Source organism: Nocardia caishijiensis NBRC 108228 (assembly GCF_001612825.1).
GTDB lineage: Bacteria > Actinomycetota > Actinomycetes > Mycobacteriales > Mycobacteriaceae > Nocardia > Nocardia caishijiensis.
In genome coordinates this window covers 16,740-34,757 of the sequence record NZ_BDBE01000015.1, presented here as the reverse complement: position 1 = coordinate 34,757, position 18,018 = coordinate 16,740, and the positions used below count along the sequence as shown (strand labels likewise).

17 protein-coding genes are annotated in these 18,018 nt (G+C 69.5%); 5 read left to right on the top strand and 12 right to left on the bottom strand.

From position 1 onward, the window contains the following. Window positions 1–124 precede the first annotated feature (124 nt). The 5 genes from NC7_RS04045 to NC7_RS04025 are packed head-to-tail and all read right to left on the bottom strand — an operon-like array spanning window position 125 to window position 7,824. Window positions 125–1,285: an acyl-CoA dehydrogenase family protein gene (locus tag NC7_RS04045; RefSeq protein ID WP_067978951.1), complete on the bottom strand. Its 1,161-nt coding sequence runs from the start codon at window positions 1,283–1,285 to the stop codon at window positions 125–127. Further along, the gene (locus NC7_RS04040; RefSeq protein WP_067978948.1) at window positions 1,282–3,357 is read right to left on the bottom strand and encodes an acetyl/propionyl/methylcrotonyl-CoA carboxylase subunit alpha; all 2,076 of its coding nucleotides are present in this window, start codon (window positions 3,355–3,357) and stop codon (window positions 1,282–1,284) included. The genes NC7_RS04045 and NC7_RS04040 overlap by 4 nt, the downstream gene beginning before the upstream one ends. A gap of 8 nt (window positions 3,358–3,365) precedes the next feature. Continuing rightward, window positions 3,366–4,964, bottom strand: a complete 1,599-nt coding sequence (locus NC7_RS04035; RefSeq protein ID WP_067978945.1) for an acyl-CoA carboxylase subunit beta — start codon at window positions 4,962–4,964, stop codon at window positions 3,366–3,368. Then, window positions 4,961–6,112, bottom strand: a complete 1,152-nt coding sequence (locus NC7_RS04030; protein ID WP_067978942.1) for an acyl-CoA dehydrogenase family protein — start codon at window positions 6,110–6,112, stop codon at window positions 4,961–4,963. The genes NC7_RS04035 and NC7_RS04030 overlap by 4 nt, the downstream gene beginning before the upstream one ends. Then, window positions 6,109–7,824, bottom strand: a complete 1,716-nt coding sequence (locus tag NC7_RS04025; RefSeq protein WP_067978966.1) for an acyclic terpene utilization AtuA family protein — start codon at window positions 7,822–7,824, stop codon at window positions 6,109–6,111. Before NC7_RS04025 ends, NC7_RS04030 begins: the two co-directional genes overlap by 4 nt. 85 nt (window positions 7,825–7,909) lie before the next feature. Between NC7_RS04025 and NC7_RS29475 the strand changes: the two genes are divergently transcribed. Both NC7_RS29475 and NC7_RS04020 read left to right on the top strand, forming a co-directional pair. After that, the gene (locus NC7_RS29475; RefSeq protein ID WP_167352399.1) at window positions 7,910–8,050 is read left to right on the top strand and encodes a CG2302 family histidine operon protein; all 141 of its coding nucleotides are present in this window, start codon (window positions 7,910–7,912) and stop codon (window positions 8,048–8,050) included. A gap of 53 nt (window positions 8,051–8,103) precedes the next feature. Beyond that, entirely contained in the window at window positions 8,104–8,439 is a 336-nt protein-coding gene (locus tag NC7_RS04020; protein WP_067978939.1) for a hypothetical protein, read from the top strand. Here the strand turns inward: NC7_RS04020 and NC7_RS04015 are convergent. From NC7_RS04015 to thiO, 6 genes are all read right to left on the bottom strand, one after another. Then, window positions 8,425–9,207, bottom strand: a complete 783-nt coding sequence (locus NC7_RS04015; protein ID WP_067978963.1) for an adenylate/guanylate cyclase domain-containing protein — start codon at window positions 9,205–9,207, stop codon at window positions 8,425–8,427. The genes NC7_RS04020 and NC7_RS04015 overlap by 15 nt on opposite strands. Before the next feature lie 391 nt (window positions 9,208–9,598). Beyond that, entirely contained in the window at window positions 9,599–10,366 is a 768-nt protein-coding gene (locus NC7_RS04010; protein ID WP_067978936.1) for an ABC-2 transporter permease family protein, read from the bottom strand. Beyond that, window positions 10,366–11,298, bottom strand: a complete 933-nt coding sequence (locus NC7_RS04005; RefSeq protein ID WP_067978934.1) for an ABC transporter ATP-binding protein — start codon at window positions 11,296–11,298, stop codon at window positions 10,366–10,368. Before NC7_RS04005 ends, NC7_RS04010 begins: the two co-directional genes overlap by 1 nt. 83 nt (window positions 11,299–11,381) lie before the next feature. Next, window positions 11,382–12,086: a thiazole synthase gene (locus NC7_RS04000; RefSeq protein ID WP_373861221.1), complete on the bottom strand. Its 705-nt coding sequence runs from the start codon at window positions 12,084–12,086 to the stop codon at window positions 11,382–11,384. A gap of 49 nt (window positions 12,087–12,135) precedes the next feature. Then, window positions 12,136–12,345 (bottom strand): sulfur carrier protein ThiS, encoded by a 210-nt coding sequence (gene thiS, locus NC7_RS03995; RefSeq protein WP_067978929.1) that lies wholly within the window; start codon window positions 12,343–12,345, stop codon window positions 12,136–12,138. Next, entirely contained in the window at window positions 12,342–13,424 is a 1,083-nt protein-coding gene (thiO, locus tag NC7_RS03990; RefSeq protein ID WP_067978960.1) for a glycine oxidase ThiO, read from the bottom strand. The genes thiS and thiO overlap by 4 nt, the downstream gene beginning before the upstream one ends. Window positions 13,425–13,716: 292 nt before the next feature. Between thiO and thiE the strand changes: the two genes are divergently transcribed. Further along, window positions 13,717–14,415, top strand: a complete 699-nt coding sequence (gene thiE / locus NC7_RS03985) for a thiamine phosphate synthase (RefSeq protein WP_067978957.1) — start codon at window positions 13,717–13,719, stop codon at window positions 14,413–14,415. A 48-nt stretch (window positions 14,416–14,463) separates the two neighbouring features. On the opposite strand, the gene NC7_RS03980 is transcribed toward thiE, so the two are convergent. Next, a complete protein-coding gene (locus tag NC7_RS03980) occupies window positions 14,464–15,096 on the bottom strand; it encodes an NUDIX domain-containing protein (protein ID WP_067978926.1) in 633 nt (210 codons plus the stop codon). Between the two features lie 126 nt (window positions 15,097–15,222). Here NC7_RS03980 and NC7_RS03975 point away from each other — a divergent pair, with 126 nt between their 5' ends. Together NC7_RS03975 and NC7_RS03970 are read left to right on the top strand one after the other, a co-directional pair. Beyond that, window positions 15,223–16,683 carry a GlnX family signal transduction membrane protein gene (locus NC7_RS03975; protein WP_236573134.1) on the top strand — a complete coding sequence of 487 codons (1,461 nt, stop codon included), beginning with the start codon at window positions 15,223–15,225 and terminating at the stop codon, window positions 16,681–16,683. Beyond that, entirely contained in the window at window positions 16,680–17,633 is a 954-nt protein-coding gene (locus NC7_RS03970) for a glutamate ABC transporter substrate-binding protein (RefSeq protein WP_067978925.1), read from the top strand. Before NC7_RS03975 ends, NC7_RS03970 begins: the two co-directional genes overlap by 4 nt. Window positions 17,634–18,018 lie beyond the last annotated feature (385 nt).

Below are 18,018 nucleotides of genomic sequence, written 5' to 3'. Positions count from 1 at the left end.
CCGCCGTTGCGCATGCGGCGAAGCCGCGAGCAACGGTGGCTGACTCGCGGCCCGTCAGGGCCGCGCTCGAGCGCGCCAGCGCTCCAACAAACACAGCCCCAATACCTCCTTCAACACAAAACGATCAGTAGGACCGCGGCAGCCCCAACGAGTGCTGAGCCACAAAGTTGAGAATCATCTCGCGACTCACCGGCGCGATCCGCATGATCCGCGCAGCCTGCAGCATCGCCGACAGCCCGACCTCCTTGGTCAAACCCGACCCACCATGAGTCTGGATCGCCTGATCCAGCGCCTTGATACTGGCCTCGGCGGCCGAGTACTTGGCCATGTTCGCCGCCTCGGCAGCCCCGAACTCGTCACCCGCGTCATAGAGCGTCGCGGCCTTCTGCATCATCAGCTTCGCCAGTTCCAGCTCGATCTTGATCTGAGCCAGCGGATGCGAAATACCCTGGTGCGCACCGATCGGCGTCTTCCAGACGGTGCGTTCCTTGGCGTACTCCACCGCACGGTCGATGGCATAGCGGCCCAGGCCGATGGCCATGGCCGAGCCCATGATGCGCTCCGGGTTCAGGCCGGCGAACAGCTGGGCCAGGGCCGCGTCCTCGGAGCCGACGAGGGCGTCGGCGGGCAGGCGTACGTCGTCGAAGAACAGCGTGTACTGGTGATCCGGCTCGATGACATCCATCTCCTGGACGTTCTTCACCAGACCGGGCGCGTCGACCGGGACGATGAACAGCGCGGGCTTGAGCTTGCCGGTCTTGTGGTCCTCGGTGCGCGAGACCACCAGGATCGCCTCGGCCTGATCGACACCGGAGATGAAGATCTTGCGGCCGTTGAGGATCCAGTCGTCACCGTCGCGGCGGGCGGTGGTGGTGATCTGGTGGGAGTTGGAACCGGCGTCGGGTTCGGTGATCGCGAAGACCATCTTCGACGAGCCGTCGGCGAGCTTGGGCAGCCAGGTCTGCTTCTGCGCGTCGGTGCCGTACTTGGTGATGATGGTGCCGCAGATGGCCGGGGAGACCACCATCAGCAGCAGGCCCGCGCCCTGCGCCGAGAGCTCCTCCTGCACCAGCGCCAGCTCGTACATGCCCGCGCCACCGCCGCCGTACTCCTCGGGCAGGTTCACGCCGAGGAAGCCGAGCTTGCCCGCCTCGTCCCACAGTTCGCTCAGCGGCTCGTTCTTGCGCGAGAGCGGCAGCACGTAGTCGCGGTAGTTGTACTTGGTCGCCAGCGACGCGACCGCCGCGCGCAGCGCCTTCTGCTCTTCGGTTTCGTGGAAGCTCATGCTGTCTGCTCCTGCTCTTCTTCCTCGACGACCGCGAGGACGGTTCCGACCTCGACCTGCTGGCCGACGGTCACGTTCAACGCACTGAGAACGCCGGTGGTCGGCGCGACGATGGTGTGCTCCATCTTCATGGCTTCCAGCCACAGAATCGGCCGGCCCTGTTCGACGTGCTCGCCCTCGGCGGCACCGAGCCGGATCACGCTGCCCGGCATCGGCGCGAGCAGCGAACCCGCCGCGACCTGCTCGGACGGGTCGGTGAAGCGCGGCAGCCTGCGCACGGACACCGGGCCCAGCGGCGAGTCGACCGCCACCAGGTCGTCGTAGCGGGCGATGTCGAACTGGCGGCGTACCGGACCACGCTCACCCGGCACGGCGAGAACGACCCGGTCGGGCGTCGCAGAGATCAGCGCGAGGCCGTCGTGGCCCTCGACCGTCACGCCACCGGCGCGGTCGAACCGGTAGCGCACCTCGTGCGTCCCGCTGACGCGGCTCTCGTAGGACTTGCGCTGCGGCTCCGACGCCAGGTTGCGCCAGCCGCTGGGCGCCAGCCTGCCGAAGCGGTTGGCGGCGTGGTTGGCGGCCGAATCCGCCAGAGCGGCGGCGACGATGGACAGCGCCTCGTCGGCCTCCGACACCAGCGGCGCCGACAGCACGGCCAGGTCGTGGGTGGCGAAGAAGGCGGTGTCGGTGTCACCGGCGAGGAACGCGGGGTGCCGCAGCACGCGCACGAGCAGGTCGCGGTTGGTGACCAGGCCGTGCAGCTTGGCACGCTGGAGCGCGGTGGCGAGCAGATGCGCTGCCTCGGCGCGGGTTTCGGCGTAGGAGATGACCTTCGCCAGCATCGGGTCGTAATGCACGCCGACGATCGAACCGTCGACGACGCCGGTGTCCAGTCGCACTCCGGCCTGCTCGAGCACGGTGAATTCGCCTGCGGTGAACGGAATCTCGATCTTGTGCACCGGACCGCTCTGCGGCTGCCAGTCCTGCGCGGGGTCCTCGGCGTAGAGCCGGACCTCGATCGAATGGCCGCGCTGGGCGGGCTGGTTCGCGGGCAGCGGCAGGCCGGAGGCCACCTGCAACTGCAGGCGGACCAGGTCGAGGCCGGTGGTCTGCTCGGTGACCGGATGTTCCACCTGCAGACGGGTGTTCATCTCCAGGAAGAAGAAATCGCCCTTCTCGTCGGCGAGGAATTCGACGGTGCCCGCGCCCTCGTAGCCGATCGCCTCGGCGGCCAGCCGTGCCGCCTCGAACAGGCGATCACGCATGCTCTGTCCATCTGCGCCGCTCGCGGGGCCTGCGTGGTCACGCTCCGCTACCGCCTCCGGCCCCTGAGCTCGCAGCGCGTCGATCTTCTCGACCAGCGGCGAAGGAGCTTCCTCCACGACCTTCTGATGCCGACGCTGGATCGAGCACTCACGCTCACCGACTGCCCAGGTCTTACCGAACGTGTCGGACATGACCTGGACTTCGATGTGACGGCCGGTCTCGAGGTAGCGCTCGCAGAACACGGTCGGATCGCCGAAGGCCGACTCGGCCTCGCGCTGCGCGGCGGCGATCTGATCCTTCAGCTCACCCAACTCACGCACCACGCGCATACCGCGACCACCGCCACCGGCGGAGGCCTTGATGAGCACCGGCAGGTGCGCCTCGGTGACCTCGGCGGGATCGAGCTCGGCGAGGACGGGGACACCGGCGGCGTCCATCATCTTCTTCGACTCGACCTTCGAGCCCATCTGCTCGATGGCCGCGACCGGCGGACCGATCCACACCAGGCCCGCGTCGAGCACCGAGCGCGCGAATTCGGCGTTCTCGGAGAGAAATCCGTAGCCAGGATGGATGGCGTCGGCACCGGCCGACAGCGCGGCCTCGATGATCAGCTCACCGCGCAGGTAGGTCTCGGCCGGGGTGTTGCCGGGCAGGCGGACAGCGGCGTCGGCCTCGGCCACGTGCGGGGCCGCGGCGTCGGCGTCCGAGTACACCGCGGTGGTGCCGATACCCATCCGACGGCAGGTGGCGAACACGCGGCGCGCGATCTCACCACGGTTGGCAACGAGAACATTCGTAATCGCCATGTCGCGCCTCACATTCGGAAGACGCCGAAGCCCTCGGCGCCCTGGATCGGTGCCGTGTGGATGGCCGACAGCGCCATCCCCAGCACGGTGCGGGTGTCACGGGGGTCGATGATGCCGTCGTCGAAAAGCCTGCCCGACAGGAACATCGGCATCGCCTCGGCCTCGATCTGCGCCTCGACCATGGCGGCGAGACCGGCGGCGGCCTCCTCGTCGAACGGCAGGCCCTTGGCCTCGGCCGCGCCACGCTGCACGATGGTGAGCACGCCGCCCAGCTGCGCGCCGCCCATCACGGCCGACTTCGCGCTCGGCCAGGCGAACAGGAAGCGCGGGTTGAACGCACGCCCGCACATGCCGTAGTGCCCGGCGCCGTAGGAGGCGCCGATCAGCAGCGAGATGTGCGGGACCTTCGAGTTGGCCACCGCGTTGATCATCATCGCGCCGTGCTTGATGATGCCGCCGTGCTCGTAGTCCTTGCCGACCATGTAGCCGGTGGTGTTGTGCAGGAACAGCAGTGGCGTGTTCTTCTTGTTCGCCAGCTGGATGAACTGGGTGGCCTTCTGCGACTCCTCGGAGAACAGCACACCGCGCGCGTTGGCCAGGATGCCGATCGGGAAGCCGTTGATCTCCGCCCAGCCGGTGACCAGGCTGGAGCCGTAGAGCGGCTTGAACTCGTCGAAGTCCGAACCGTCGACGACGCGGGCGATCACCTCGCGCGGATCGAACGGGATCTTCAGGTCCGAGGGCACGATGCCGAGCAGTTCCTCGGGGTCGTAGAGCGGCGAGATCACCTCGGCGCGCGGCTCGGGGCCCTGCTTCTTCCAGTTCAGCCTGCGCACGATGCCACGGCCGATGCGGATGGCGTCCTGCTCGTCGGCGGCCATGTAGTCGGCCAGACCCGAAGTGCGCGCGTGCATCTCGGCGCCGCCGAGGGTCTCGTCGTCGGAGTCCTCACCGGTGGCCATCTTCACCAGCGGCGGCCCGGCCAGGAAGACCTTCGCGCCCTCCTTGACCATCACCACGTAGTCGGACATGCCGGGGATGTAGGCGCCACCGGCGGTCGAGTTGCCGAAAACCAGGGAGATGGTGGGGATTCCGGCCGCCGAGGCCTGGGTGAGGTCGCGGAACATCGCGCCGCCAGGGATGAAGACTTCCTTTTGTGTCGGCAGATCCGCGCCGCCGGATTCGACCAGCGAGATCACCGGCAGCCGGTTCTCCCGCACGATGTCGTTGATCCGCAACGTCTTTCGCAGCGTCCACGGGTTGGAGGTGCCACCGCGCACGGTCGGATCGGGCGCGACGATCATGCACTCGACGCCCTCCACGATGCCGATACCGGCGATCGTCGACGCGCCGACGTGGAAGTCACTGCCCCAGGCCGCCAGCGGGCACAGCTCCAGGAACGGCGAGTCCTCGTCGAGCAGCAGCTCGATGCGCTCGCGGGCGGTGAGCTTGCCGCGCTTGTGATGACGGGCCACCTTCTCGGGGCCGCCACCGGCGATGGCCTTGGCGAACTCGGCCTCGACCTCGGTGAGCTTGGTCGCCATCGCCTCCGCGGCCGCGGTGTACTCCGGCGACGCGGTGTCGAGGGTGGAACGGAAGGTCGTCACGACTGGAACCCCAATACTTTCGACGCCAGCATGGTCAGGATCTCGTTGGTGCCGCCACCGATGCCGATGATGCGGATGTCGCGGTAGATGCGCTCCACCTCGGACTCGCGCATGTAGCCCATGCCGCCGTGCAGCTGGACGGCTTGGTTGGCGACCCATTCGACGGTCTCGACGGCGGTGTTCTTGGCGAAGCAGACCTCGGCGATGAGGCCCTGCTCGCCGTTCTCCACCCGCTCGACCAGCGAGCGGGTGTACACGCGGGCCGTATCGATGCGGCGGGCCATCTCGGTCAGCGTCATCTGCACCGACTGGCGGCTGATCAGCGGGCGGCCGAAGGTCTCCCGGTTACGGCACCACTCGAGGGTGAGATCCAGCGCGCGCTGAGCCATCGCGTACGCCTGCACGGCCAAGCCGACCCGCTCGCTGACGAACGCGCTGGCGATCTGCGCGAACCCGGAGTTCTCCGCGCCGACCAGGTTGGTCGCGGGCACCCGCACGTCGGTGAAGGACAGCTCACCGGTGTCCGAGGCCAGCCAGCCCATCTTCTCCAGCTTGCGGGTGACCTCGAAACCCGGTGTGTCGGTGGGCACGATGATCAGCGAGACACCGGCGGCGCCCGGCCCGCCGGTGCGCACCGCGGTGACGATGAAGTCGGCGCGGCAGGCCGAGGTGATGAAGGTCTTGGCGCCGTTGATGATGAAGTCGTCGCCGTCGCGCACCGCCGAGGTGGTGAGGTGACCGACGTCGGAGCCACCGCCGGGCTCGGTGATGGCCAGCGAGCCGATCAGGTCCCCAGCCAGAGTCGGCTTCACCCAGCGGTCGATCTGCTCCTGATTGCCCGAAGCGATGATGTGCGGCAACGAGATTCCGCAGGTGAACAGCGACGCCCACAGGCCACCGGAGGCGCCCGCGTAGTGCAGTTCCTCGCTCAGCACCACGCCGTCGATCGCGGAACCGCCCTCGCCACCGGCGAATTCGGGGTACTCGATACCGAGCAGGCCGAGTTCGCCCGCCTTCTTGTGCAGTTCACGCGGGATGAGGCCCTCGCGCTCCCAGGTGTCCAGGTCGGGCAGGATCTCCCGCTCGACGAACCCGCGCACGGTGGCGCGCAGTTCTTTTCGTTCCGGCGTGTCCCATACAGATGTCATGCGAGCAGCTCCGTCGGCATGTCGATGTGGCGGGAGCGCAGCCATTCGCCGAGCCCCTTGGCCTGCGGGTCGAAACGCGCCTGGTAGGCGACGCCTTTGCCGAGCAGACCGGTGATGATGAAGTTGATCGCCCGCAGATTGGGCAACACGTGGCGGCTGACGTCGAGTTCGGCTGTCTCGGGCAGCAATTCGCGCAGCTTCTCCACGGTGAGAGTGTGCGCGAGCCAGCGCCACTGCTCGTCGGTGCGCACCCAGACTCCGATATTGGCGTCGCCACCCTTGTCGCCGCTGCGGGCGAGCGCGATGCTGCCGAGGGGGACGCGGCGGGTCTCGCCAGGCGTCAACGGTTCGGGAAGCGGCGGTTCCGGAAGTGGTTCGAGAACAGCGGTTTCCGAGGAAGGAGCGATGTCGACGCGGGTGCCGTCGGCGAGGACGGCGAGGTGGGGCACCTCGTGCGCGTCGACATATCCCGGGGTGAACACACCGTAGGGCGAGCCGTTGCCGGGCAGAGCGGTGAAGGTGCACCCCGGGTAACTGGCCAGCGCCAATTCCACGGCGACACTCGAGAATCCGCGTCCGACCTTGTTCGGATCGGGGTCGCGCACCACACAGCGCAGAATGGCGCTGGCCTGCTCCTCGGTATCGGCGTCGGGGCGGTCGAGACGGGCCAGCGTCCAGCTGATCTCGGCGGGCTTCACCGGGAGCCACGATTCGAGCTGGCGTTGCGCCAGTGCGGCTTTCGCCTCGATCTCCAGCCCTGTGAGTATGAAGGACATCTCGTTGCGGAACCCGCCGAGCGTGTTGAGCGAGACCTTGAGCTGCGGCGGCGGCGCCTCCCCGGTGACGCCGCTGATGAGCACCCGGTCCGGACCCTCCTGGCTCAGGGCGATGCTGTCCAGGCGGGTGGTGACGTCGGGACCGGCGTACCGCGCGCTCTGGATCTCATACATGAGCTGGGCTTCGACCGTGTCGACGGTGACCGTGCCACCCGTGCCCGCGTGCTTGGTGATGACACTCGACCCGTCACGACGGATCTCGGCGATCGGGAACCCTGGACGGCCGAGATCGCCGAGTTCGGTGAAGAACGCGAAGTTGCCGCCGGTGGCCTGGGTGCTGCACTCGATCACGTGCCCTGCCACCACGGCGCCCGCGAGGGCGTCGTAATCGGTTCGGCCCCAACCGAAGTGGGCCGCGGCGGGGCCGACGATCACCGAGGCGTCGGTGACCCGCCCGGTGACGACAATGTCGGCACCGGAATTCAGGCACTCGACGATGCCCCACGCGCCGAGGTAGGCATTGGCCGTGAGCGGCTGGCCGAGGCCGAGCTCGCCCGCGCGGGCGACGAGGTCGTCGCCCTCGACGTGCGCGATCTTGGCATCGAGACCCAGGTCGGCGGCGACCTTGCGCAAACGCTCGGCCAGCCCGGCCGGGTTCAGCCCGCCCGCGTTGGTGACGATCTGGACGTTGCGCTCCAACGCCAGACCCAGGCACTCCTCGATCTGCTTGACGAAGGTCTTCGCGTAGCCGAGGCTCGGGTCCTTCATGCGGTCGCGGCCGAGGATCAGCATGGTGAGTTCGGCGAGATAGTCGCCGGTGAGCACGTCGAGGTCACCACCCTCGAGCATTTCCCGCATGGCGCTGAGCCGGTCGCCGTAGAAACCGGAGCAATTACCGATCCGGATCACGTCCGGGTCAGCGGAGAGTGCACTCATGGCACCCAGGATCACATCGGTCCCGTAAAAAAGCAAGCACGCGTGCTTGTTAACTGCGGGCAATTCACCAGGCAAGATGGAGAACATGTCTGCGGTCCTGCTCTTCGCCCTCGCCGGTTTCCTGCTCGGCGGCGCCTACACCACCTGGAAGAACAATCGCGCGATGTCGATCGCCCTGATCGCCGCGGCCGCCCTCGCCGCCACCGGTGCTTTCCTCTGGCTCTGACCGCCAAGGGTTTCGCAAGCCGCGGGTAAGGCGCGCGCTGTTGGCTTGCACCCATGTTCACCTGGTACGTCGGACTGCTCGCGGTCAGCGGCTTCGCGATGATCGCGATGGCAAACGTCAACAACGGTCAGAGCGAGCTGTCGCGTGGCCTCAACGCCGTATTCGGCGTCGTCTACCTCGGCTACGCCGGCTACCTGATGTTCGTGTTCGAGGGCGGCAGCTATCTGATCTTCTTCCAGGCCTTCATCCTGCCCGTGCTGCTCGCGGTCGACTTCGCGCGGCGAACAGACTGGCAGGCGCTGACCACCAGGCCGACACCGACTCAGCAGGCGTTCCGGGCCTACTGGAAGGAACAGGATCGGCTGGCCAAGCGGTCAGGCCGGGGCTAGCTTGAAGATCTTCACGTCTTCGGGGACGCCGTTGAGGGGGGCCGCCCAGAAGTTGCGGCGGTAGAGCTTGGCGGTGACGCCCAGGTCGGTGAGGGTTTCCGGGCGCAGGGCGGCCATGGTCGTGCTGGAGATCATGGTGTTGCCGTTGCCGCCTGCCTCCATCATGCGGGCGGCGATGTTCACGTCGACGCCGAGCCAGTCGCCACCGATCTCGCGGGGAGACCCGGTGTGCAGGCCGACGCGCATGCGCGGTTTGTAGCCCTGTACCTCCACGTCCTCGAGGTTGCGGCGGGCCGCGAGGGCGGCGCGCACGGCGCGGTCGGGTGAGGAGAACACGGCCATCAGGCCATCGCCCATGCGTTTGACCACCTGGCCGCCACGCTCGGCGATCGGTGGCTCGATGGCCTTGGCCACCTTGCGCAACAGGTCGAGGGTGCGTTCGTCGCCCGCGGCCAGCGCCCAGCTCGAGAAGCCGACCAGGTCGGTGAACACGATCGTCACCTCCTCGGTGCCCCGGCCACGCCCCACGCGCTCGAGGGCGGCCTGCCACACCTGCAGCGCGCCGAAACCGATCTCGCGTGCCGCCGTCGGCGCGCCACCGGCGATCCGGTCGGCGACCCTGGCCACCGCCCGCGCCCCACCCGGCCCCGACACCGACAGCGGATCGCCGAACGACGGGTCACCCGGCAGCTGCTGACGGGCTTTGCGCAACGCGCCGATCACGTCGGCACGACGGTTGGCGGCCTGCAGTTTCGACGAGATCTGCACGCGACGACGACCGTTGCGGGCGCCGGACTCCTCGGAGTCGGCATCGACGGTCGGCTCCAACGGGATGAACACCTCGGCGTCAGCGTCACGCTGTCGCGGATCCGGCGCGCCAGAAGGCGTTTCACTCACGGACCGAGCCTACAGTCCCGCGTGCCCGAAACTTAAGGCCAGAGTTGGGCGCGGGGCGAATTGCGTCGGCGGCCAGACGGTGTCGTGGGTTGCGGTAGTCCGTACCCGGTGAGTTACCCATGTGCTTGCGAGATTCTCGGGGATACGCGAAACCCCCGGCATCCGGGCAGCGGACGCCGGGGGTTCCGGGGTGCGACCTCCCGACAAGGTCGGCCCCCACGCGGCCCGGGCTTGTTGCGAGGGCAGCCCGGGCAGGAACGGGTCAAGCGTCGCGGCGGTTCACGACCACCAAGGCGCCGACGAAGACAATGACGCAGAACGCCGCGAAGTACACGAGGCTGCCCCACACACCCCAGTGCCAGTCGCCCGAGACCTCCTCGACCGTCAGGAAGCGGTTGGCGTTGGCGAAGGGCAGGAACGGGTTGACCGTGCGACCGAAGCTGCCGAACGCGCCGAGCAGGCCCTCGATGAGCAGCGGCCACAGCACGATCAGCGAGATGGCGGCCGCGGACTGGCGGACGAGCACACCGACACCGATCGCCAGCAGCACGCTCAGGAAGGCGTAGATCGGGATGCCGTAGATGGCGCGCCAGTTGCCCTCGAGCACGAGCATCGGGGCGTCGTCACCGACGATCACCTTGGCCACCACGAAGGCGACCAGCGCGAGCACGCCGGTCAGCACCGCCGCGAACACACCGACCAGGGCGGCCTTGGACACGATCACCTTCGACCGGGCGGGCACCGCGAGGAAGCTCGTCCGGATCACCCCGAACCGGTATTCGCTGGTCACCGTGAGGGCGGCCATGATCATCAGCACCATCACACCGAAGCCGGTGACGCCCGAGGTGGCCAGGCTCGGGGTGAGCATCGGCGGGCCTTCGCCCGGCTCGGTGGCCTGAGAGGTGTCGACACTGGTGATGACGGCCATCAGGGCCGCCAGGCCGATGCCGAGCAGGACGACAACCGCCGTGCACCACCACGGCGAGCGGGTGGAGGTGAGCTTGATTCGTTCCGCCGCGAGCACGCCCATCAGAGCGCACCTCCCATCACCTGATCGATTCCCTCGCCGTGGTATTCCACGGCGCCGCCGGTCATCCGCATGAACGCCTCCTCGAGGGAGGCCTGCTGCGGTGCCAGCTCGTAGAGCGTGACGCTGTTGGTTCCGGCGACCTTGCCGACCTCGTCGCTGGTCACCCCGGTGACGACCAGCGCGGCGTCGCCGTCCTCACGCACGGTCATGCCGTGCGAGGTGAGCAGGCTGCGCAGCTGGTCCAGTTGTGGGCTCCGCACCCGCACCGACTGTTCGGAGGCGCGGTCGATGAAGTCCTTGGTCGTGGTATCGGCGATGAGCTTGCCGCGACCGATCACGATCAGGTGGTCGGCGGTCTGGGCCATCTCCGAGAGCAGGTGGCTCGAGACGAGCACCGTGCGCCCCTCGCCCGCGAGGCGCTGCATGAAGCGGCGGATCCACAGGATGCCCTCGGGGTCGAGACCGTTGACCGGCTCGTCGAACAGCAGCACCTTCGGGTCACCGAGCAACGCGCCCGCCAGACCGAGCCGCTGCGACATGCCGAGCGAGAAACCGCCCGCGTTCTTCCCGGCCACCTCGGAGAGGCCGACCAGTCGCAGCACCTCCTCGACACGGTCCTTGGGCAGGTCGTTGGACGCGGCGAGCCACTGCAGGTGCGCGCGCGCCGACCGGTTCGGGTGCACCCATTTGGCGTCGAGCAGCGCACCCACCTGGGTGAGTGGCCGCTCGAGCTCCTGGTACAGCTTGCCGCCGATCAACGCGGTGCCCGCGGTGGGTCTGTCCAACCCGAGGATCATCCGCATCGTTGTCGATTTGCCCGCACCGTTGGGTCCGAGGAACCCGGTCACCTGTCCTGGCTGGACGGTGAACGAGAGATCCTGGACCGCGACGGTCTGGCCGAATTGCTTGGTCAGGCCCCTCAGCTCGATCATGCGTCCAGCATGCACCAGCGAACCCGGCGCGGGCGTCGGCTGGAAGTCGCGAGTCGGGTCATCCTCGAGGATGACCCGAACCCCTACCTGGCTGGGGAAGAAGCCTGAGCCCAGAAACGCTTCGGAATCCGGCCCGCCTGCCGGGCGAGGTAGCCGCCGCGCACGGCCGCGGCCATCGCCGACGCCATCAGCTCGGGTTCGCGCGCCCGGGTGACGGCGGTGGCGAGCAGGACCGCCGAACAGCCCAGCTCCATCGCCAGCGCGGCGTCGCTCGCGGTACCGATGCCCGCGTCCAGGATCACCGGGACACCGGCTCCGGCCACGATCATCTCGATGTTGTGCGGGTTGCCGATGCCGAGTCCGGTGCCGATCGGGGAACCGAGCGGCATCACCGCGGCGCACCCCGCGTCCTCGAGCCGACGGGCAAGGGTCGGGTCGTCGGTGGTGTAGGGCAGCACGACGAAACCGTCGTCGACCAGCTTCTCGGCGGCGTCGAGAAGTTCGAACGGGTCAGGCAGCAGGGTGCGTTCGTCGGCGACGACCTCGAGTTTCACCCAGTTCGTCTCCAACGCCTCGCGCGCGAGCTGGGCGGTGAGCACGGCCTCGGCGGCGGTGCGGCAGCCCGCCGTGTTGGGCAGCAGCGTGATGTTCAGGCGTTTCAGCAGGTCGAGCACACCGGTGCCGCCGACCGCGTCGACGCGGCGCAAGGCGACGGTGGTGAGTTCGGTGCCCGACGCGATCAGGGCCTGTTCGAGCACAGCGAGGTTCTCGGCGCCGCCGGTGCCCATGATCAGGCGCGAACCGAACTCCTTGTCCGCGATCCGTAACGGTGCGAGCTCAGCCACCCTGCACCGCCGTGAGCACCTCGACGGTCCAGCCGCGGCCGACCGGTTCGTCCCAGCGCGACTTCGGGAACACCGCGCCGTCGACGGCCAATGCCACACCCTGGCAGGGCAATTCGAGCCGCGCGAGCATTTCTCGGACGCTGAGCGGCTCGGCGAACTCGTGGTCGGCACCGTTGACGGTGACGCCGATCGGGATGGTCATCGGGTTCCTCCTCGGGACAGCACGGATGCTGGAAAACGTTGCGGTGCGGCCAGTTCCGCGACAGGCGTGGTGACGTCGTCGAGCAGGCCGGGGACGAGGGCCGCGGTGAGCGCGAGGGTGAGCATGCCGTTGCGGCCGTGTCCGGTGGCCGCGAGGACCCGGTCGTCGAGTGGACCGAGCAGCGGCAGGTTGTCGGGGGTGGCGGGTCGCGACCCGGCGGCGGCCTCGGCGAGTTCGTATTCGCCGATTCCCGGCAGAACGGTTTCGGCGTCGGCGATCAGGTCGCGGACCCCACCGACGGTGACCGTTGTGTCGAGTCCGGCCTCGTATTGCGTTGCGCCGAGGACGATTCCGTCTTCCCTCGGCACCAGGTACATCGGCCTGCCGTGCACCCGCGCACGGATCACGCGGGTGGGTGGCGGGTTCACGCCCGGTCTGCGGCGCAACCGCAGGATCTCCCCTTTCACCGGGCGCACCGGCAGGCCGGGCCACAGCTCGGCGGACCGTGCGCCTGCCGCGAGCACGACCCGGTCGTAGGGGAGGTCATCCACGGCGGCAACGGCTTCCATCCGGATCTCGACGCCCGATCCGGCGCACGCGGTGCGCAGTGCGCGCAGGACGCGGCGATTGTCGACGGCGGGTTCCGACCGGGCGTGCAGGCCCGCGCGGACCGTGCGAGCCAGCGCGGGTTCCAGCGCGCGGACCCCGGCGCGGTCGAGCACGGGCAGGTCGTAGCCGAAATCGGCGAGCCAGTCGGCGACGGTGTGCAGGTCCTGGGCGTCGGCGGCGTCGAGGGCGACGGTGAGGGTTTCGTCGGCGACGAACATCGACTCGCCCGTCACGGCCCGCAGTTGCTCGGCGAAGGAGGGCCAGGCGGCCAGGGCGGCGGCGCCGAATTCCAGCACGCGGTCCTCACCCGGCCAGCCCTCCGACAGCGGGGCGAGCATGCCACCGGCGACGAACGACGCGCCCGAACCGGGGGCCGGGTCGAACACGGTGACGGTCCAGCCCGCCTCGGCGGCCCGCCATGCGACGGCGAGTCCGACGGCACCGCCGCCGACAACCGCCAGTGTTCGCATCAACGCCTCCGTAACATGTGCCGCGGGTTCTGCCTGGTGCCGTGTCCCGTGCGACCCGCGCCGCGCGGCCGTGACCTGCGCGGTCGGCGCTCTTGGTTCTCGGACGGTTTGCCGCGACATCGCGGTCGACGCGGCGGGCCGGGCGGTCCAGATCGAGGTGGCCGAGAACCGGGGCCACCGCTGGTCGAACATCGACGGTTTCGACGACGGGCTCGGTGGGGTCGCCACGAGTCCGGGGCTGTCGGGGTTTCGACGTTCGCGGTTCCACGGTAGCGCGACTACCGTCGTCACTGTGCAGCCCTCCCATCCGAACCGTTCCGTCCCGCCAAGGGAACGCCTCTCCTCGGCGCTGCTGTATCTGTGCACCGACGCACGCCGGGAGAAGGGCGATCTGGCCAGGTTCGTCGACGCCGCGCTCGCCGGTGGGGTCGACATCGTGCAGTTGCGTGACAAAGGGTCGCCGGGCGAGGCCGAGTTCGGGCCGCTCGAGGCGAAGGCCGAGCTGGGCGCCCTCGCCGAGATCAAGGCGGCGACCCGGCGGCACGGCGCGCTGCTGGCGGTGAACGACCGCGCCGACATCGCCCTCGCCGCGGGCGCCGACGTGCTCCACCTGGGTCAGGGCGACCTGCCGCCCGCCTACGCGCGCCGCATCCTCGGCCCCGACGTGGTGATCGGCCGGTCGACCCACAACCGCAACCAGGCCGGTCTGGCCGCGATCGACGGTCACCTCGACTACTTCTGCACCGGCCCCGTCTGGACCACCCCGACCAAACCCGGCCGCCAGGCCGCGGGCATCGACCTGGTCCGCTCCACCGCCGAATCCCACCCGACGCTCCCCTGGTTCGCCATCGGTGGCGTCGACACCGCACGCCTGCCGGAAGTCCTCGAGGCCGGTGCCCGCCGGGTGGTCGTCGTCCGCGCGATCACCGAGGCCGCCGACCCAGAAGCCGCCGCCCGCGACCTCAAATCAGCCCTCCTGGCCGCCTCCTGAATCTGGACGCTCGATCACCACGCGGCCCGGTGGGTTCGGACGGTCGTTTCAGGACAGGAGGTCGGCTCGGGTGACGGTGGGGCCGGTCGTCGGGTTGTCGAGGAGGATTTCGGCGCCGGGGCCGGTGGTCGTCGCGTGTAGCCAGAAGAAGCCGTGGCCGGACAGGTCGACGGTGCGGGGCAGGGTGGGGGCGAGGTCGGGGGTGACGTCGACGACGCGGAGGGGAACAGCGCGCAGGCCGATCCACGCCGCGGCGAAACCGGGGTGCAGGGGGAGGGCGGTGACGTCGTCCTCGGGGACCCAGGCCAGTTCGGTGCTCTCCTGGTTGGGGACGGTCGGCAGCGTGCCTGCCGCGTCGGCGACGACGGTCGTATAGGTCCAGCCGCTCGGGGCGGTCATGGTGAGGCGTTCGGCGCGAACGCGCACGGCGTCGGCGCTGATCCCGGCCTCCTCCTCGGCTTCGCGGACCGCCGCGTGCCGTGCGGTCTCGTGGGAGTCGCGGGCGCCGCCGGGCAGCGCCCAGGTGCCACCCTGGTGACTCCACGCCGCTCGATGCTGCAACAACACCGCCGAGCCACCGCCGGGCAGTGGCGCGCGCAGCAGCAGACCCGCCGCACCGAACTTGCCCCAGTGCCGGACGCCACCCGGGCTCTCCGCCCACCCGTCTCCGTCACCGCGCATCCCATACCCTCTCCCTGGCAGCCGTGCAGCAACCGCCACGGGGGTGTCTGAGGGGCTGCGGCACCGGTACGACCACAATAAACTCCGCACCGGGACGGGTGCGCGGACAGGACGGGCAGGTGAACGATGGTCGAACCGGGAAGCCGCGAGGCGGCGACCGAGGTCGCGGCTGTCCGCACGGGCCCGTCGTCGCAGGTAGAAGCTGGTGTCGCCCCGCCGACCCCGACGCGGCGGACACCGCTGCGCAGGCAGACACTCGTCGCCGATCGACCGCCCGCACCCGACGTGAAAGCCCTGCGCGCCCAGTTCCAGCCCGCCCGTCTGCGCGGCTTCGCACGGTCGACGCCGGGCCGATTGCTCGCCGCTGGCCTGGTACTGATGGTGCTGTGCGTCACCGCGGGCATGGTGACTTCGACGACCGTGAGCGAGCGCAAGCAAGCTTTGGGCGTCCTGCTCGACGACACCGAACCCGACGCGCATTCGGCCAACCATCTCTACACCTCGCTCTCGATCGCCGACGCCGCCGCCGGGCGCGCGTTCATCGCGGGCGGCATCGAGCCGGAGGAGGTGCGCGACCGGTATACCCAGGCGATCGGCGAGGCGGCCGCCGAGCTGGTCACCCAGGCGGGCCACATCTCCGCCGAGGAGGCGGCCGATCCGGCGGGCACCGACCGCCGCCTGCGCACCGGTATCGCGACCGGTCTCCCCGTGTACACCGGGCTGATCGAGACGGCGCGGGCCAACAATCGCAACGGTTTCCCGGTTGGCGCGGCCTATCTGAGCGAGGCGTCGCATCAGATGCAGACCACGCTGCTGCCGATGGCCGAGGAACTCGAAGACCACCGCTTCGACGCGGTGACCGCCGCCCAGCACCGGCACGTGCAGCCGCCGTGGGTCGCGATCGGGTTGCTCGTGCTCACTCTCGCCGCGCTCGTGTTCGTGCAGGTGGAGTTGGCGCGGCGGTCGCGGCGAGTTTTCAACATGGGCCTGCTCATCGGCACCGCGATGGTGGCGCTCACCCTGCTGTGGACCGTCGCGGCCGGGTCGGTGTCGGCGGTCGCGATGATCCGCTGCCGCGACGAGGGCGCGGTGCCAGCCGCCCGACTGGCCGAGAGCCGAATCCTGGTGCAGCAGGCCAGATCCGCCGAAATGGTGAAGCTGGTGCGCCGTGACGCCACCGGCGACTACGACCGCACGTTCGACGCCAACGCCGCCCGGCTCGCCGAACTCCTCGACGGCTACCCGTCCGACGCACCGGCCGCCGACGAGGTGACCGACGCACGTGCCGCCCTGACCCGCTGGCAGTCGGCGCACCAGCGGATGAACGACACTCTCGAGCGTGGCGATTTCGTCGGCGCCGCCGCCGTGGCGACCGGGCCGAGCGCCGCCGATTCGGCCGCCCAGGTCGACGCGCTGGAGCGTGCCCTCGCCGACGCGGGGACCGCCACCCGTGACCGCTTGCGCGACAAGGTCTCCCAGGCCGTCGACGTGCTCTCGTTCCTGGCCCCCGGCGCCCTCGGACTCGGTATCGTCGCGGCCGTCTGCGTGGCGCTCGGGCTCTGGCCCCGGCTGCGGGAGTACCGGTGAGGCGGGGGCGCGCCGTCGCGGCGCTGCTGCTCGTCGCCGTGCTCGGCGGGTGTTCCGACAGCACCCCGGCAGCCGACGAACGCGCGGTGTACTCCGAACCGCCCCTGCCCGCCAAGGCGATTCCCATCGGCACCGACACTCCGTTGCCGCCGCGCACCGGCGCACAGTGCGGTGACCCCACCGCGAGTCTGCGTCCGAGTACGGCCGACGGTCCGACGATCGCGGCCATCCGCGCACGCGGCAGGCTGGTCGTCGGGCTGGACGCGGGCAGCAATCTGTTCAGCTTCCGCGACCCGGTGACCGGGCGCATCGTCGGCTTCGACGCCGACATCGCCCGCGAGATCGCCCGCGACCTGCTCGGCAACCCGGATCTGATCGAATACCGCAGTCTCGCTTCGGAGGAGCGCGAGAAGGCGCTGCAGGAGCACACCGTCGACCTGGTCGCCAAGACGATGACGATCACCTGTGAACGACGCGAGCGGGTGGCGTTCTCCACGGTGTACCTGCGGGCCGATCAGCGCGTGCTCGCGATGAAGAACTCCGGCATCACCGGTCTGGCCGACCTGGCGGGCAAGCGAGTGTGTGTGGCACGCGGTACGACCTCGCTGGACCACATTCGCCGCGATCAGCCCGCCGCGACCATCCTCACCGTCCCGACCTGGGCCGACTGCCTCGTCGTCCTGCAGCAACGCCAGGTCGACGCGGTGAGTACCGACGACGCCATCCTCGCCGGTCTCGCCGCCCAGGACCCCTACACCGAGGTGGTCGGCGCGAGCATCAGCGCCGAGCCCTACGGCATCGGCATCCCCAAGGGCGACGACGACCTGGTCCGCTTCGTCAACGCCACCCTCGATCGCATCCGCTCCGACGGCACCTGGACCCGCATCCACCGCCGCTGGCTGTCCACGCTCGGCGAAGCGACCCCACCGGCCCCGAAGTACCAGGACTGATCGCGATGAGCACAACACCCGACCGAGGTGATCCGTCCGATCGGTCCCACGCCGACGACGCGGCACCCGAGCTCGCCCCACGCCCCGAACCAACCAGCCTCACCCAGCGCCCCGAACCAGGCACCCTGCCCGGCGGCTGGACGCTGCCACCCGCCACCGAGGACGACGAAACCCGCCCTCTCCCGAAACTTCCACTCGGCGAACCGCATTCCGCTCCTGCGCCGAGTAGGTCGGCACCGAACCAACCAGGTGCCGCCACCGAGTCGAGCCATCGGCCACCAGGAACCCGCCCCGAGTACCTGACAGGTGATGGCGGCGAGCCTCCTGCGACTCAGGCGTCTTTCCGGGCACCCGGGGATGACCTCGCGGATACGCAGGCGGAACT

Coding starts and splice junctions, on each gene's coding strand:
- NC7_RS04025 (WP_067978966.1), bottom strand. CDS start 7,824: ATGAGTGCACTCTCCGCTGACCCGGACGTGATCCGGATCGGTAATTGC.
- NC7_RS04045 (WP_067978951.1), bottom strand. CDS start 1,285: ATGAGCTTCCACGAAACCGAAGAGCAGAAGGCGCTGCGCGCGGCGGTC.
- thiS (WP_067978929.1), bottom strand. CDS start 12,345: ATGACCATCCCGATCGGCGTCACCGTCAACGGTGCCGACCACGAGTTC.
- NC7_RS04005 (WP_067978934.1), bottom strand. CDS start 11,298: ATGATCGAGCTGAGGGGCCTGACCAAGCAATTCGGCCAGACCGTCGCG.
- NC7_RS03975 (WP_236573134.1), top strand. CDS start 15,223: ATGGTCGAACCGGGAAGCCGCGAGGCGGCGACCGAGGTCGCGGCTGTC.
- NC7_RS04000 (WP_373861221.1), bottom strand. CDS start 12,086: ATGGGCACCGGCGGCGCCGAGAACCTCGCTGTGCTCGAACAGGCCCTG.
- thiO (WP_067978960.1), bottom strand. CDS start 13,424: ATGCGAACACTGGCGGTTGTCGGCGGCGGTGCCGTCGGACTCGCCGTC.
- NC7_RS04030 (WP_067978942.1), bottom strand. CDS start 6,112: ATGACATCTGTATGGGACACGCCGGAACGAAAAGAACTGCGCGCCACC.
- NC7_RS03980 (WP_067978926.1), bottom strand. CDS start 15,096: ATGCGCGGTGACGGAGACGGGTGGGCGGAGAGCCCGGGTGGCGTCCGG.
- NC7_RS04020 (WP_067978939.1), top strand. CDS start 8,104: ATGTTCACCTGGTACGTCGGACTGCTCGCGGTCAGCGGCTTCGCGATG.
- NC7_RS29475 (WP_167352399.1), top strand. CDS start 7,910: ATGTCTGCGGTCCTGCTCTTCGCCCTCGCCGGTTTCCTGCTCGGCGGC.
- NC7_RS04040 (WP_067978948.1), bottom strand. CDS start 3,357: ATGGCGATTACGAATGTTCTCGTTGCCAACCGTGGTGAGATCGCGCGC.
- NC7_RS04010 (WP_067978936.1), bottom strand. CDS start 10,366: ATGGGCGTGCTCGCGGCGGAACGAATCAAGCTCACCTCCACCCGCTCG.